At 53.8% G+C, this 15,524-nt stretch carries 15 protein-coding genes; 11 read left to right on the forward strand and 4 right to left on the reverse strand.

All coding sequences use genetic code 11. The annotated features are described in order from the left end of the window. Positions 1-264: 264 nt before the first annotated feature. Positions 265-1,215, forward strand: a complete 951-nt coding sequence (locus E2H98_RS08395) for a TerC family protein (RefSeq protein ID WP_133592695.1) — start codon at positions 265-267, stop codon at positions 1,213-1,215. 40 nt (positions 1,216-1,255) lie between these two features. On the opposite strand, the gene E2H98_RS08400 is transcribed toward E2H98_RS08395, so the two are convergent. Next, positions 1,256-2,053 carry a crotonase/enoyl-CoA hydratase family protein gene (locus E2H98_RS08400; RefSeq protein WP_133592693.1) on the reverse strand — a complete coding sequence of 266 codons (798 nt, stop codon included), beginning with the start codon at positions 2,051-2,053 and terminating at the stop codon, positions 1,256-1,258. A gap of 127 nt (positions 2,054-2,180) precedes the next feature. Between E2H98_RS08400 and E2H98_RS08405 the strand changes: the two genes are divergently transcribed. Further along, positions 2,181-4,052 carry an ATP-binding cassette domain-containing protein gene (locus E2H98_RS08405; protein ID WP_133592691.1) on the forward strand — a complete coding sequence of 624 codons (1,872 nt, stop codon included), beginning with the start codon at positions 2,181-2,183 and terminating at the stop codon, positions 4,050-4,052. Between the two features lie 350 nt (positions 4,053-4,402). Here E2H98_RS08405 and E2H98_RS08410 read toward each other — a convergent pair whose 3' ends face one another. Further along, positions 4,403-6,475 (reverse strand): S9 family peptidase, encoded by a 2,073-nt coding sequence (locus E2H98_RS08410; RefSeq protein ID WP_198325270.1) that lies wholly within the window; start codon positions 6,473-6,475, stop codon positions 4,403-4,405. A 165-nt stretch (positions 6,476-6,640) separates the two neighbouring features. On the opposite strand from E2H98_RS08410, the gene E2H98_RS08415 reads away from it, so the two are divergent. Next, entirely contained in the window at positions 6,641-7,312 is a 672-nt protein-coding gene (locus E2H98_RS08415; RefSeq protein WP_133592688.1) for a Rossmann-fold NAD(P)-binding domain-containing protein, read from the forward strand. An 80-nt stretch (positions 7,313-7,392) separates the two neighbouring features. Here the strand turns inward: E2H98_RS08415 and tnpA are convergent, their stop codons facing one another. Further along, on the reverse strand, positions 7,393-7,824 hold the full coding sequence (gene tnpA / locus E2H98_RS08420; protein WP_157591253.1) for an IS200/IS605 family transposase: 432 nt from the start codon (positions 7,822-7,824) through the stop codon (positions 7,393-7,395). A gap of 272 nt (positions 7,825-8,096) precedes the next feature. Here tnpA and E2H98_RS08425 point away from each other — a divergent pair, with 272 nt between their 5' ends. The 8 genes from E2H98_RS08425 to E2H98_RS08460 all read left to right on the forward strand — a co-directional run bounded on the left by E2H98_RS08425 (position 8,097) and on the right by E2H98_RS08460 (position 15,009). Beyond that, positions 8,097-8,630, forward strand: a complete 534-nt coding sequence (locus tag E2H98_RS08425; protein ID WP_133593687.1) for a hypothetical protein — start codon at positions 8,097-8,099, stop codon at positions 8,628-8,630. Continuing rightward, positions 8,627-9,298, forward strand: coding sequence for a PspA/IM30 family protein (locus E2H98_RS08430; protein ID WP_133593690.1), 672 nt, complete (start codon positions 8,627-8,629; stop codon positions 9,296-9,298). The genes E2H98_RS08425 and E2H98_RS08430 overlap by 4 nt, the downstream gene beginning before the upstream one ends. A gap of 2 nt (positions 9,299-9,300) precedes the next feature. Further along, positions 9,301-9,960: a YqiJ family protein gene (locus E2H98_RS08435; RefSeq protein WP_133593692.1), complete on the forward strand. Its 660-nt coding sequence runs from the start codon at positions 9,301-9,303 to the stop codon at positions 9,958-9,960. Positions 9,961-9,980: 20 nt separating this feature from the next. After that, positions 9,981-11,711 carry a flotillin family protein gene (locus tag E2H98_RS08440; protein ID WP_133593694.1) on the forward strand — a complete coding sequence of 577 codons (1,731 nt, stop codon included), beginning with the start codon at positions 9,981-9,983 and terminating at the stop codon, positions 11,709-11,711. Between the two features lie 65 nt (positions 11,712-11,776). Then, a complete protein-coding gene (locus E2H98_RS08445; protein ID WP_133593696.1) occupies positions 11,777-12,076 on the forward strand; it encodes a hypothetical protein in 300 nt (99 codons plus the stop codon). Between the two features lie 65 nt (positions 12,077-12,141). After that, complete coding sequence (locus tag E2H98_RS08450; protein WP_133593698.1) at positions 12,142-12,435, forward strand: hypothetical protein; 294 nt, start codon at positions 12,142-12,144, stop codon at positions 12,433-12,435. Between the two features lie 18 nt (positions 12,436-12,453). After that, positions 12,454-12,660: a hypothetical protein gene (locus E2H98_RS08455; RefSeq protein WP_133593700.1), complete on the forward strand. Its 207-nt coding sequence runs from the start codon at positions 12,454-12,456 to the stop codon at positions 12,658-12,660. Between the two features lie 360 nt (positions 12,661-13,020). Further along, complete coding sequence (locus E2H98_RS08460) at positions 13,021-15,009, forward strand: hypothetical protein (RefSeq protein WP_133593702.1); 1,989 nt, start codon at positions 13,021-13,023, stop codon at positions 15,007-15,009. Between the two features lie 42 nt (positions 15,010-15,051). Here the strand turns inward: E2H98_RS08460 and E2H98_RS08465 are convergent, their stop codons facing one another. Next, entirely contained in the window at positions 15,052-15,504 is a 453-nt protein-coding gene (locus E2H98_RS08465) for an AAC(3)-I family aminoglycoside N-acetyltransferase (RefSeq protein WP_133593703.1), read from the reverse strand. Between the last annotated feature and the right edge of the window lie 20 nt (positions 15,505-15,524).

The following is a 15,524-nucleotide window of genomic DNA, read 5'->3' on the forward strand; positions in this document are numbered from 1 at the left end:
CGACTGTCGTCAACACGTAGCCGTTCACCGGCTTCCGGCACCGCAGGTGGCAGCTGACCGCAATGGCCAGCATGCTGCGAACAAGACTCTTGGCTTTTCACGCAGCGTCGGTGCGATCGGCTGCGTGGTAAGCCATGTTTGTTCGCTCGCACCATCTGCTGGGTCGTCATTATGCAATATTTGCCTTGTTCATTCTGGTCCTGTTCGATCGCTTCAAAAGCATATCCATCGCCATCATTCTGCTCTTACAACGAGGCCAGATAAATGGAAACCATTGGTACCTGGTGGATGTGGGTTGGCTTCGCTGTCTTTATTGTCGTTGCTACCATTGTCGATATCTATTCATTGCGCTCGCAAGGCGCGCACAAAGTTTCAGTCAAGGAAGCGCTGAACTGGTCGCTATTATGGATTTCGCTGGCACTGGTGTTCAATGCGCTACTTTGGTGGTATCTCGATGCCAATGCTGGTCGAGAATTTGCCAACCAACGTGCGACGGAGTTTTTTACTGGTTATCTGATTGAGAAATCCTTGTCGGTCGACAATATCTTTGTCTTCCTGATGATTTTCAGCTACTTCAAAGTTCCGGCCCATTTTCAAAAACGGGTTCTGGTCTATGGCATCATTCTCGCCGTGGTGTTGCGTATTGTGCTGATTCTGATCGGTGCCTGGCTGATCAAACAATTCCACTGGATTCTCTATGTGTTCGGAGCTTTCCTGCTCTATTCCGGTTTCAAGATGCTGAACGGGCAGCCAGATGCCGTCGACTTTGACAGCAATCCTATCTTGAGTTTCGTCCGACGCAACTTCCGCATCGCCCGCGTGTTTGTCGGCGAACAACTGACATTCATACGCAAGGGCAAGCGCTACGGCACCGTATTGGTCCTGGTGTTAATCATGATTGGCATTACCGATGTGATTTTCGCCGTCGACAGTATCCCGGCCATTTTTGCCGTGACCACCGACCCGTTCATCGTGATGACCTCGAACATCTTTGCCGTGCTGGGTTTGCGAGCGCTGTATTTTCTGCTCGCCGACATGGCCGATCGCTTCCATTACTTGTCGGTGGCATTGGCGCTGGTTCTGATGTTTGTCGGGGTCAAGATGCTGTTGGTCGACTACTACAAGATCCCGATCTTCATCTCACTGACCGTGATCATTTCGCTGTTGGTATCCGCGATGCTCGCTTCGATCATGCGGCCAAAGAAACTACCTTAGAAAAACACGTGAACGGCAGGCGTTGAGCGCCTGCCGTTTCTTACCATCTCGATCGTTTGACAAAAGCTTGCGGCTCATCCCGACGATTATTCGCCGCTTTGATACGTTGATTACGACCTAACAAAATGCGCCATTGATAAAAACTTTCGCGAGCCAGAATGGCCCGCTCATTCGGCGTCCAGGCTTTGCGATACAAACGTTTGACGGCAGCCACGGCATCCGGTGAGTACTCGACCATGCGTTTGGCTTCCTTGACCGCCGCATCCAGCGGCGAATCAGCCACACTCGTCACCAATCCGATTTGCTGAGCCTGTTCCGCGCTGAGCGTGTCACCGTTGATCGCCAACTGTTTCGCGTGTTCAATACTGAGTAATTCACGCAGTGCCAGCGTACCGCCCATATCCGGGATCAACCCCCAGCGCGCCTCCATGACTGACAATGACGCATCAGGTGCAACCATACGCTGATCGGCACCAAGTGCGATCTGCAAACCGCCGCCCCAACAGCGTCCCTGAATGGCGGCAATGACCGGCACCGGCAAACGGCGCCAACCCACCGAAACACGTTGTGCCAGATTGGCGTTGCCCGGCAACCATTTCCATAACAACCGTAGAGCCGACACCGGACTTGCCATCACCGATTGCACATCAAGTCCGGTGCAGAAATCCTCGCCCTCAGCCGTTAACACCACTGCCCGTAGCGATCGGTCGCGATGCAAACGACGAATGCATTCATCAATGGCGACAAACATCGGCAGATTCAGCGCGTTCTTTTTCTCGGGGCGATTCAGCGTCACAATGGCGATCGCGCCATCCCGCTCACAATTGACCAGTGCCATGATGTCCCCCTGTTGATCAGCAGGCGAAATTGTTACTGATGTCCGGTTTCGGCGCCAGTGAAGAATTTCCCGGGTCCAACCTCGTTCGCCGTTACAATAGCGCTTTGTTTTCTATTGTTGAGTCGCTATGCCCTTGCTTCATTTGCGCGATGTCAGTCTGGCCTATGGTATGACGCCATTGCTGGATCGCGTGCAGTTCAGTCTGGAAAAAGGTGAGAAGGTCGCCGTCATCGGTCGCAATGGTGAAGGCAAGTCCTCGCTGCTGCGGTTATTGCTTGGCGACATCAAGCCAGACAGCGGCGAACTGATCATACAAAGCGGCGTGCGTCTGGCGGCCATGGCACAGGAAGTGCCCATCGACATGCAAGGCTCCGTACGCGATGTGGTGCTGTCCGGCGCTGGCGAACTGGCCGTGTGGCTGCGTGAGTTGCACCACACCGACCCGCAGACCGCTCGCTATCACCAGTTGCAGGAGCAAATCGAGCGTGCGAATGGCTGGCAACTGGAGCACCGCGCCGAACGGGAAATGTCGCGACTGGCGCTGAAACCTGAAGCGGATTTTGCCAGTCTGTCCGGCGGCTCGAAACGGCGTGTATTGCTGGCGCGGGCATTGATCAATCAGCCGGACGTGTTGCTGCTGGATGAACCGACCAACCATCTAGATGTGCAAACCATTCTTGATATCGAGAACTATCTGAAGCAATGGCAGGGCGCGTTGATCTTCATCACCCATGATCGACAGTTTCTGCGTTCTTTGGCAAGCAAAATCGTTGAACTCGATCGCGGCACCCTGCGTGAATTCCCTGGCGATTACGACAACTACTTACGGCGCAAGGAAGAAATTCTGCACGCCGAAGAAAAAGCCAATGCCGAGTTCGACAAAAAATTGGCCATCGAAGAAGTGTGGGTGAGACAGGGCATCAAAGCTCGACGCACCCGCAATGAGGGCCGGGTACGGGCATTGAAAGCCCTGCGGGTCGAGCGTTCACAACGTCGTGAACGCAAAGGCAACGCGAGCTTGTTGTTACAACAGGCAGAGCGTTCCGGCAAAACGGTGATTGAAGCCAAGGATATCAGCTATCGCTGGTCACCGGACCCAACGCAGCCCGACTTGATTAAGCCTTTTTCATTGTTGATCGAACGTGGCGACAAACTGGCGATACTCGGCGACAACGGTGTCGGCAAAACCACGTTGCTGCGCATTCTGCTGAAGCAACTGGAGCCGACAACCGGCAATGTTGAACACGGCACTAAACTGGAGATCGCCTACTTCGATCAGCTACGCAATCGACTCGATGAAGAAAAATCGGTACTCGACAATGTCGCCGATGGCGCTGACTTCATCGACGTCAATGGCGAGCACAAACACGTATTGTCTTACTTGCAGGACTTTCTGTTTGCGCCGGCACGGGCGCGCACACCAGTTCGCGCCTTGAGCGGTGGTGAGCGCAATCGTTTGCTACTGGCCAAACTGTTCACCAAGCCCTGCAACTTACTGGTGCTCGATGAGCCAACCAATGATTTGGATGTCGAGACACTGGAACTGCTGGAAGCGTTGCTGGTTGATTACGCCGGAACCTTGTTGCTGATCTCCCACGACCGCGAGTTCATTGACAATATCGCGACCTCGGTACTGGCGTTTGAAGGCAATGGTGTTGTTAACGAGTATGTTGGCGGTTACAGCGATTGGTTGCGGCAGCGGCCGGAACCGGTGGTGGTTATCCCGTTAAAGAAAGAAACAAAAAGCGAGACCAAAACACCGCCCCCACCTGCAATGCAAAAGAAAAAACTTTCCTACAAGGATCAGCGTGAGCTGGATCAGTTGCCGGAGAAGATTGAGCGACTGGAAAGTGCAATGGCGGAGCGTCAGCAGCAATTGGCCGACCCGGATTTCTACAAGCAAGCGACTGATCAGGTTGCCAAAGCAACGGATGACTTAGCGCGATTGGAGCAGGAGTTGGCGTCGGCGTATCAGCGTTGGGAAGAGTTGGACGCGTAGAATATAAGACGCGACGTTTGGCTAATTTGCAGCGATGTGGATGTGACAAATTTGCGCAATCTTGAGGTTGGCAATAACGTTTGTTTTTCTGGATTTTGTCCGAATGAATTCGGACCTACAAAAATCATCCTCACGTGTGCGGATTGAACGAGTACGCTATCAGCCACGACGGCTAGCTAACCAGCTTCGCATTGAGTCTGGATCAAATCCAGGAGTCTGCCGTGCGTTGATGCAGGTGCGAATTCATTCGCACAGTCTCGAGATCGAGCATAGCTCCCAATTCTTCGCAGCTTGTCCGAACAAATTCGGGCCAACAAAAAGAGGCGGTTGAACCGCCTCTTTTTGTTGGATCATTTCTGCTCCAAGGTCCACAACACAAACGCGTATTCCTCGGCGACTTCTTTCATCCTTTGGAATCGACCAGATTTGCCGCCATGACCGGCCTCCATGTTGATATTAAACAGCAATGGATGCTGATCCGTTTTGTATTCACGTAACTTCGCCACCCATTTCGCCGGCTCGAAATACTGCACCTGGGAATCGTGCAAGCCAGTGGTCACCAACAACGCCGGGTAGGCTTTTTTCTGCAATTGATCATAAGGTGAGTACGACAGCATATAGTCGTAGAATTCCTTTTTCTTCGGGTTGCCCCATTCGTCGAACTCATTGGTCGTCAGCGGAATACTTTCATCAAGCATCGTCGTAACCACATCGACAAACGGCACGTGGGCGATCATCGCCTTGTATTTCTCACCGGCCATATTGGCGACGGCCCCCATCAGCAAGCCGCCAGCACTACCGCCCATTGCGAATACTTTGTCTTTAGCGGCATAGCGCTGTTTGACCAGGTAGTCAGTGACGTCGATAAAGTCAGTAAAGGTATTTTTCTTCTTCAACAGCTTGCCATTTTCATACCATTGCCGGCCCATGTCCTGGCCACCGCGAATATGGGCAATCGCGTAAACAAAACCACGATCGACCAGCGACAACACCGCTGAGCGGAATGTTGGATCCATCGATGCGCCGTAGGAGCCGTAAGCATACTGATAGAGCGGTGCTTTGCCGTCTTTGATGAAATCTTTTTTGTATAACAACGATACCGGGATTTTGGTGCCGTCACGGGCATCGGCCCACACTCGTTCGGTGCGATACTGGTTTTTATCGAAACCACCAAGCACTTCCTGCTGCTTTAGCAAACGCTTTTCTTTCGTCTGCATATGGATTTCATAGACGCTGCTTGGTGTTGTCAGTGAGGTATAGCCATAACGCAACCATTCGCTGCCAGATTCGAGGTTGGTATCAAGCCAGGTACTGTAGGCCGACTCATCGGAATCGATGTAATAAGCTTTCTCTGGCGCACTCCAAGGAATCACGCGGATGCGACGCAGACCGTTCGAGCGCTCACCAATGACCAAGTGGCTGACAAACGGTTCAAACTCATCGACGAACACTTGGTCATCGTGGGCAATCAGGTTCTGCCAATGTTTGCGACTACCGATTTGCTCGTGACTGACGGTCATGATTTTGTAGTTCGGCGCTTGCCAATCGGTCAGCACAAACCAGCGGCCGTTCATGTGCTCAATGCTGTACTTGATATCGGTTTCGCGAGGCGCGAAAACCTTGAATCCAGCGTCTGGTTGGTTGGCGTCCAATAGCAAGGCTTCTGATGTCGTCGTGCTGCCGAGAGCAATCACGACAAACGCGCGGTCTTTGCTGTTGGCCACGCTCATGTAGAAACTTTTGTCCTGTTCTTCATAAACGGTGACGTCGGCACTGGCTGGTGTGCCCAGCACATGCTTTTTCACCCGTGTCGAAAGCAGCGTGACCGGATCATTTTCGATATAGAAAACGGTTTTGTTATCGTTGGCCCAGGCAATCATGCCGTTGCTGCCGGAAATCACATCGTCGAAATTCTTACCGGTTTGCAGATCGCGAAAACGGATCGTGTACTGACGTCGACCGCTATCATCATCAGCATAGGCGAGAATCTGTTGGTTGGTACTGACCAGGGTTTTACCAATTGAATAGTAGCCCTTGCCTTCGGCTTCCTTGTTGCCGTCGATCATGACGTGTTCCTGATCGGTGGCTAGCGAGCGCCGCACGTACAGCGGATATTCTTTGCCCGGTTCAAAGCGGGTTGAATAGGCATAGTCATGCCAGCGCACCGGCACCGAGCTGTCATCCTGTTTGATGCGGCCGATGATTTCGTTTGCTAGCTGCTCGGTCAGTGCTGTGTATTGCGCGGCGTAAGCACGGTAATAGCTTTGCTCGGCGCGCAAATGTGTGAGAATTTTTTCATCGCTACGACTGTCGTCGCGCAGCCAGTAATACTGATCGACGCGGTCGCCACTCGGCGAACTAACGGTATAGGGAATTTTCTCGGCAACCGGTGCCGGTGGCATGGCCATCAAAGCCGTTGTCATGCTGATTCCTAACGTAAGCAGTAAGGCGGGTTTCATCGAAAAGTCCCTATTGTAGAAAGCGCGTGGCGTCGGCGCCGTGGCGCGATGGTATCCTGAGCCATTCGCTATGGCCAGCCGGCGAAACATTTGCTTACCAGCGGCCGTCACGTCAGAGGAGCGCAAACAATGCAGGTCACTGTTGCGGGCAATGGCCGGCTTGGCCAGCAGATCCAGTCAGCACTGCAACAACGTGGCCACACGCTTCGACTGGCCAGGGTCGATCCGGTTGAAGGCTTAACCCAAGACAACGCGCCGGTGTTTGGCGAGCTCGATGCTCTGGTGATCTGCTTTGTGCCGCATCACAGCGAGCGCGGCGCCGGTTGGTTCAACGCATTAAAAGGTTTGCAGCAGCAAGTCAGTCGTGGCGATTTGCAGCTCGGGCAAGTGCTCTTCATCAGCTCGACCTCGGTTTACGAAAGCGTCGAAACCGGCCTGGTCGATGCTAGCACCCCGGTGCAACCGGTCAGCACCCGTTCCGGTGGTCTACTGAGCGCCGAAGCGGTTATTCCGACCTTGAGTGCCTGCTCGACCATTTTCCGGCTGACCGGTCTGGTCGGCCCCGGTTACGACAAATACGACCCGGTCAGCTACAGCGTCGACAAGCCGCGCCAGGCGGTGGACATCCGTGCCGTCGGTAATGCCGTTGCGGAGCGACTCAGCGTTCCCGAGCCTGGCCATCACCTGGAAGTGCTGACCGATGGCCTGATCTACTGGCAACAACGACCGTTTCGAGCCGCCGACGAAGAAGAATTGATGGCGCATCTAGTAAATATCCCCCGGCAAAGCCGGGGGCTTTAAATTTGTGAGCCGCTCGAAGCGGCTTGTTCGGGGTCGCTAACGCGGCCCCGCGTATTTTCTGCCACCTTGACGGTGGCCTCTCAACTCCACAGCTTCATTTGTTCGAGGCGCTCATCCTCTTTTTCCTGGTTCCGGATGTACTCTCGAATTGTCTCTTCGTCTCGCCCCACTGTCGAAACGAAGTACCCCCTCGCCCAAAAGTGTTGACCGATAAAATTTTGCTTTCGTTCTCCATATACTCGCGCTAGATGTATGGCGCTCTTTCCCTTGATAAAACCCACTACCTGCGACACCGCATGTTTCGGTGGTATCGAAATCAGCATATGCACATGATCTGGCATCACATGCCCCTCTTCGATCCGGCATTCCTTCCGCGCGGCCAGTTTATGGAATATCTCTCCGAGATGCGGTCGCAGTTGCTTATACAGCGTCCTTCGACGGCACTTCGGAATAAATACTACATGGTATTTGCACTCCCACTTTGAGTGGCTTAGGCTTTCAAACTCGTCCATTTCGGTTTCTCCGATTCGTGTTGCTTGGCGGCTCACGTTTCGGAGTTTCCGTTATGGACTCCAGTAATTGTCAAACTGCTGCTGCCACCCCGGCAGAGCCGGGGGAACTCCCGTTACGGCTTAGGACAGTACCGGTTGCTGCAGCCCAGCATCATCTGCCCCACTCCTACCTGAAATCCTCTGATACAAAACTCGACAATTCTCTACTTGACGTTTTCCGTATTCATTCGTAAACATATGTATACAGATGAATACAGCGACTCGAGGTAACCATGCTGGCCTCAACCAGCCGTACCGTTCCGTTCAGCGCCCGGCTTTCGGCCGAGGACATCCAGTTCATTGCCGAACTGGAGATTGAAGGAGCGCAAACCCCCAGCGACAAGCTGCGCGCGATTTTGGCCGACGCCCGGCGCCGGCGCGAAGCGGTGGCCGATTTCAGTGCCTACCTGCAATTGACCCAGGAAAACCTGGCGCCAGTGCGCACGTACCTGCTGGCTGCCGAGCGCGAGCAAGGGATGCATTCGGAGATTGTGCTGCGCGCCATGGACAGTCTGCCCGAGGTGCTTGCCTTCCTGTGCGCGGCTCTCGACAATCAGACCGAAATCGGCGCTCAGCAATTGAAGGAGCTGGAGCGCGGTGTCACGGAACGGATTGTCCGGCTGGCCAACGCCATCATGCAGACGGCGCTGACCGGGCAGGATGGCAGTTACGACATTTACCAAGTGAAACAACGGTTGAAACCGTTGCTGGCCTTAAGCCAACTGATGCACGAACAACTGAACAAGGAAAAGGAGACCACATCATGAAAGAATCTCTCGCCAGCCGTGTCGGCCGCCTGGTATCGGCATCGGTCAATGCCGCCGTCGACGCCGTAGAAAACCTGAGCCCGGATATGGTGCTGCAACAGACCGTGCGGGAAATTGAAGGCGCCATCGATGATGTCCGCGCGGAAATCGGCCGGGTCATTGCCCAGAAACATCTGGCCAGCAAAAAGCTGATGGAAGAAAACGCCCGTCACGCCGATCTCAGTGAAAAAATCGAACTGGCCGTCAAAGAAGGCCGCGATGATCTGGCGGAAGCCGGCATCGCCAGCCAAATGGACATCGAAGCGCGCATTCCGGTGCTGGAAAATACCGTTACCGAATCCGGCCATCGCGAACAGGAATTGAACAGCTACCTGAATGCGCTGCAATCGAAGAAGCGCGACATGGAAGCCGAATTGCGTCATTACCGTGAGCAACAGCGCAAAGCGCAAACGGCGGCCGGCACCGGCGCCGGCCAAAGCGGCAGTGTCGAAACCAAAGTGGAAAAAGCCACCGGCGCTTTCGACCGCGTCATGGAGCGCAGTACCGGCGTCAGTTCCAGCCAACGTGTCGCCGATATGAAGAGCGCCGCACAAGTGGCTGAGCTGGAAGATCTGTCGCGCAAAAACCGCATCAAAGAGCGGCTGGCAGCCATTAAAGCGAATCAATAACCATGTTCAATGCCATGTTCGCCAGCGACAACCTGCCGTTCTCGGTGGCGCTGGTTTTGATGCTGATCATGCTGGTCGCCGAGCTCGCCTCGATGATGCTCGGCGCCGGTTTGTCCGACGCCCTGGAAAATCTGTTGCCAGACGGCATGGATGCCGATGCACCGGATGGCGCTGACGTCGATTCCAGCTTGTCGAATTTGCTCGGCTGGCTGCGCTTCGGTCAGGTACCGGTGCTGATGCTGTTGGTGATTTTTCTGACCTCGTTCGGCCTGCTTGGCTTGTTCTTGCAAGGCAGTCTGCACACGGTCACCGGCATTTACCTGCCGGGTTGGCTGGCCAGCATTCCGGTGTTTTTCGCCTCGCTGCCGTGCGTGCGTTTGTTCGGTGGCTGGCTCGCGAAAATTCTGCCGAAAGATGAAACCAGTGTCGTCTCGGAAAACAGCTTTATTGGCCGTGTCGCCGTGATCACCCTTGGCACCGCCCGCCAGCATCACCCGGCCGAAGCCAAGCTGCGCGATGAACACGGCATGACCCATTACCTGATGGTTGAACCCGATAACGCCGAGGAAATGTTCACGGCCGGAACCGATGTCATCCTGACGGAAAAACTTGGCGCCGTTTACCGCGCCATTCGCAATTACAATCCGCATTTATCCAATTAAGTATTTTGGAGTAACGATCAATGATAAACACCATGGAAGTGCTGACCATCGCCGGTATTATTTTCGCCGCGTTGTTTACCTTGGGGCTGATTTTCGCGCGCTTGTACAAACGCGCAACCAAAGAAGTGTCATTCGTCCGCACCGGTTTTGGCGGCGAGAAAGTCATTTTGAACGGTGGCGCGCTGGTATTGCCGGTGCTGCATGAAATCATTCCGGTCAACATGAACACGCTGCGACTGGAAGTCCGTCGCGCCAACGATCAGGCGCTGATCACCCGCGACCGCATGCGGGTAGACGTCACCGCCGAATTCTATGTGCGGGTCAAGCCAACCGCGGAATCGATTGCCAATGCTGCACAAACGCTCGGCATGAAAACGATGAACCCACAGGAACTGAAAGAGCTGGTCGAAGGCAAGTTCGTTGATGCGCTGCGCGCCGTTGCCGCTGAGATGGCGATGGAAGAGCTGCATGAAAAGCGCGTCGATTTTGTGCAAAAGGTTCAACACGTCGTCTCCGAAGATTTGCTGAAGAACGGTCTGGAACTGGAAACGGTATCGTTGACTGGTTTGGACCAAACCGCGTTCGAACATTTCAACCCGCAAAACGCTTTCGACGCCGAAGGTCTGACCAAGCTGACCGAAGCCATTGAGTCGCGCAAGAAAAAGCGCAACGACATCGAGCAGGACAACTTTGTCGCGATTAAAGAAAAGAACCTTGAAGCCGAACGCAAGAATCTGAACATTGCCCGGGAAGAAGAATACGCCCGCTTGGAGCAGGAGCGTGAAGTCTCGATTCGTCGTGCCGCCCAGGCTGCCGAAATTGCCCGCGAACAAGCAGAGAAAAAGCGTGAGGCTGAAGAAGCCGAGATCAGTGCCCAGCGCGAAGTGGATTTGAAAAAAATCAACGCCGAGCGTGATATTCAGAACCAGCGCACTGAGATGGAACGCTCGGTCAAAGAACTTGAAATCAGCAAACAACGCGCCATTGAGACCGCTGAAATCGACCGGCAGAAAACCATTGAGTTGGCCGAACAGGACAAGCACATTGCCATTGCCGAGCGTTCACGCGCCGAATCCGAAGCGAAAGCGCTGGCAGATAAAGCCCGTGCCGAAGCCGTGCGCGAGGAAGAAGCGGTAGAAACCGTGCGCGAAACTCAGCGTGCCGAGCGTGCCAAAGCCGTGGAGATCGTTGAAGCCCGTCAGGTAGCGGAGAAAGACGCGATCACTATTACGGTAGCCGCGCAGGCAGAAAAAGAAGCCTCGGAAAATCGCGCCGAAGCGATTCGTATTGCCGCCATGGCTGACGCCGAAAAGGTACGCGCCATAGCCCGCGGTCAAGCCGATGCGGAAATCATGCGCGCCGAAGCGCAAGAGAAAAGCTATCAGGTCGAAGCCGAAGGTAAACGCGCGATCAACGAAGCCGCGAACCTGCTGTCGCAGGAACAAGTCGACATGCAAGTACGCATGGCATTGATCAAGTACCTACCGGAAATCATCCGCGAAAGTGTCAAGCCAATGGAACAGATTTCCGATATCAAGATTCTGCAGGTCAACGGCCTCAATGGCGGCACCACCGTCAACGGCGAAGCAACGCAAAATGGCGATGGTTCGCTGGCCGATCAAGTCGTCAACAGCGCGCTGCGTTACCGCGCCCAGGCGCCGTTGCTGGATTCGCTGTTGCAGGAAATCGGTATCAAAGCCAATGACATCAATGGCCTGACCAAACCGGTCACCGGCAAACAAGCCGAGTAATACAGATCGTGGCGGTCAACATCGCATCGTTGACCGCCGCAACATTCCATAAAGGATTACGGAACATGAAAAAGACCTTTCAGTTTCAAGTAGCCGAGCACGAGATTCGCGTGGTTAATAATTGGTTTTCTGGCGCCAAGCTTTATGTCGATGGTGAAGCAAGAGACCGCGACAGTACATGGATGGCGTTTTCACGAGAGACCTTGATGTCAGCCAATCTCGGCGACCAGGGCATTTTGGAGATTGTGCCCATTTCGCGCATGTTCTCGGTAGAAATGGAAGCGTATCTGCGCCACGGCAAACAGCGAGTGCGGGTATTCAGCTCCGAAACACCGCAGCCAGCGACTCCCACCGTCAGCCAATAAATCAAGAGTCCTCTTTAATTACGCTTCAACTAGCGCAGATAATTTATGCTCAGGGAGAAGGGCAATTGAACGAAAAACAGATAGAAAAGTGGCAGGCGGTTCGTGCCAAGGGCAAGCAGCATTTTGTCCTTTATCACGGCGTGCTGGGTTGGGGTTTGTGGATGTTTGTCGTGATGACAACATGGAACCACTTTCGTGCCGCCGATTACGCCTGGCAAAACGTTGAGCCTTCCTGGTTCAGTGTTTTGCTAAACCTCATCGTCTGGTCAATCGGCGGCTATGCCTGGGGCGCTTTGACCTGGACATTGTCAGAACAGAGGTTCTGGCGAAATACCGCGCATTTCGATGCGAATATTTAAACATTGAAAGGTAATGCCATGAAAGGTGAGAAAGACTCATCCGCCAAGGTGATATCCCGAATGATTGTCGGTCTGCTTGGCATGGGCTTGTTGGTTCTTATGATCCCTACGCTGATTCAGCACCCAACAATCGAGTCGGTTTATGCCACGGCGATGATCGCTTTGCTGTTTCTCGGCTATGCCTGTGGCTTTGAACAGAAAATGCTTCGTTTGCTGAAAAAATAACACTCGAATATCCAAGCTTGGTCCCAACTTGAGCACTTGCACGAACGCTTGGGCTGCGGTTTTTTCAGATGTTGCGACTTGCTTGCGCCGTTTGTGATCGTGAAATGGCGCAAGCAAATCTGCCGCGAAATTGGTTTGATGCCAAACGAATCTGGCGATAAATTTGTGATCTGATTGCCACCATGACCATTACATGACGGCGACAAAACGGATCGCCAACGATACAGTTTTCCGACAATTTTCTACATTTCCAGCGGTGTTCAGAAAGTAGCCTGCTTTGGCGGGCACTGACGTTGGTGCGCGCTTTCGATGTGTGCAGTCATCGGGATTTTGCATCACGAACACACAAGGAAATGTTTTATGAACGCATCACCTTTATCGGCAGCGCTGCTGGCCAGCGCCTTGTTTGTGCCAGCACTGAGTTTCGCCAACGGCATGACGCCATCGCGAATTGAGCCCTGCCCCATTATGCAAAGCGCTGATCAGGCGCTGCCCCTGCCAGACGATTGTTTACCGCCGCCTCCACCACCACCTCCGCCGCCTCCGGTTCCAGCGAAACCGAAAGCCATTTGGTACACGCCATTCAGTGAATCGTCGAAAGTGAAAGTGCAGTGGCGCTCGTCCAGCTACGCCAGTTATTACAAACTGAATCGCATCAGTAATGGCTCCACGACGACCGTCTATTCCGGCTCGCAAACCAAATGGACCGGCAATGTCGGCAGTGAGGGGGACTATCGCTTTACGGTATCGGCCTGTAATAGCAGTGGTTGTTCTTCGGCGGCTTCACAAACCGATGTCAAAGTCAGCTACGGGCCACGGGGAAATACCACGCAGGCGCTCGCAAACGGCAAGTTCGACGAGCTGATGACAACGCAAGGTTTTGTTGCGCAAATCGGCATGGGTTATGACCGCTTGCGTCAGGAGTTGGTCGGTGACATCTGCCTGAATACGACCAGCGCCAACGTCCAAACCATCAACAACCGCAGCAAAACCTTCAACTTGAGTCTGAGCAAGACGCGTGAGGAATACTTCCGCTCATTGAATCTTGAGGAGAACCTGAGTGTCGGCGGTGCCTACTCCAGTTTTTCCGGTAGCTTCAGCGGCAAGAAGTCGCTGGCAGCAACCGCGAAACGCGTGGAAGACACCCACATTCTTACCGCATCGTTTGTCGATCGGCATTCGACTACGCAAATGACCAATGGCGCGACGCTTCCTTTCGATTCGACCTATATGGGTTGGTTGGTCGGTGGCTTGCCTGGCCATTTCCGCAACAGTTGCGGTGACGCCTACGTTTCGAGTTACGACACCGGCCGGGAAGCGACGCTGACCTTTCAGATGCAGAGTGATGACTTCTCCAGCTCGGAAGTTCGCACCCGCACAGCGGAAATGAAAGTTGCTATCGGCAACTATGTTTCCGGTGGTTACCAGCAAACCAAGCGTGAAGAAATCAACAATAGCTACAGCAAGTACGGCGTGCAAGTGTATTTGCTGAGCACCGGTTCCGGCGCGGAAGTGGCTTCGGTTATTACGCTTGATGCGGCACTGGATTATTTGCGCCGCTTCGAGCAGGAGCCAAGCAATCAGCTGGTGATCTACAACTACGGCACAACGGATTATTTACGCCCGGCGACGGTGCCGGTCAGTGCCTGGCCGGACTACAAACCGAAGCGCAATATTCTTGAGCGCTGGTATCGCTTTGACAATCAGGTGTCGTTCCGCTGCACGGCATTCGAGCTACCTGACAGCAGCGGTCCGGAAGTCGACAAATTTCTGTTGATGAACGACTACGCCACCAGCGTTGCCGGTGCGGTGTCGAACCCGCATGTGGTTTGCCGCAACACCAAACGCGCCTTGCAACTGCAAATCCAGAACTGTGAAGACACCGACAAATGGGGCTCCTGTATTCAACCAGACAGCGCCAGCTGCCCGGTTTCTGGCTCCAGTCTTTCTTGTTTGAATTACGCCAAGCAATTGCCGGTATGGATCAATAACGATGCTACGTTGAGTCTTGATCGCGATCTCGGTGGTGGCTTGGGTGAAAAGTGCGAAACCGAAAGCGGCAGCATTTGCTTGGCCAGCAGCTCACTGAGTATTGTCGATTTGCGGCCGCGCTTCATTGACTGTGCCGGCAAAGGCGGCTGCCCCGCTGAACGCGATGGCGTGACAGTGGAAACCACGCAGCTGCACCGGGCCAGCAACGCCAGCAACAGCATCAATGCCAGCACCAAATGCTTGAGTGCTTCGGCGAAAATCTGCCGCCCCGGTTGGTGGAAGTCCGGTGCGCATATTCATCAGAAGCAAACCTTGCATGGATTGCAAATGTTAAGCTCGCGTGAATACAGCTTTTAATTCCCGCTCAGTAGAAGCGCCGTGCTCGCGCGGCGTTTCTTTTTATTTTGATACGTCTATATCAAAATGCAGCACTTCTTCCCGCTCACCAAACTTCGAGTACAGGGCAATCGCTGGGTCATCACCATGGTCGGCCTGGACGAACACCACATAAGCGCCTCGCTCAGCCGCGATCTGTTTCAGTTTTTCAATCAAGGACGTTGCCACACCTTGGCGCCTGAATGCTTTGGCAACGGCCAGATCGTAGATATAGATCTCACTTCGTTGCTGCTCAAACTTTTTCAGCTCGTAGCCGGCAATACCGCCGATCACGGCTCCATCGTTTATTGCCGCCAGCGCGATGAAGTAGTCCCTGCTCAACAGACTTCTCAAATATTCGACACTTGGACGTTTATCGCTATAGGTTTCCGGCTCATTGAAGGCCTCAGCAAATACCGACAGCAAGCCATTCATTAAGTCGATATCGTTGGCGGACAGCCATTGCAGTTGGATCATGGCACTCCCTGGAGAAATGA

Source organism: Permianibacter aggregans, from assembly GCF_009756665.1.
In the GTDB taxonomy this organism is placed as follows: domain Bacteria; phylum Pseudomonadota; class Gammaproteobacteria; order Enterobacterales; family Permianibacteraceae; genus Permianibacter; species Permianibacter aggregans.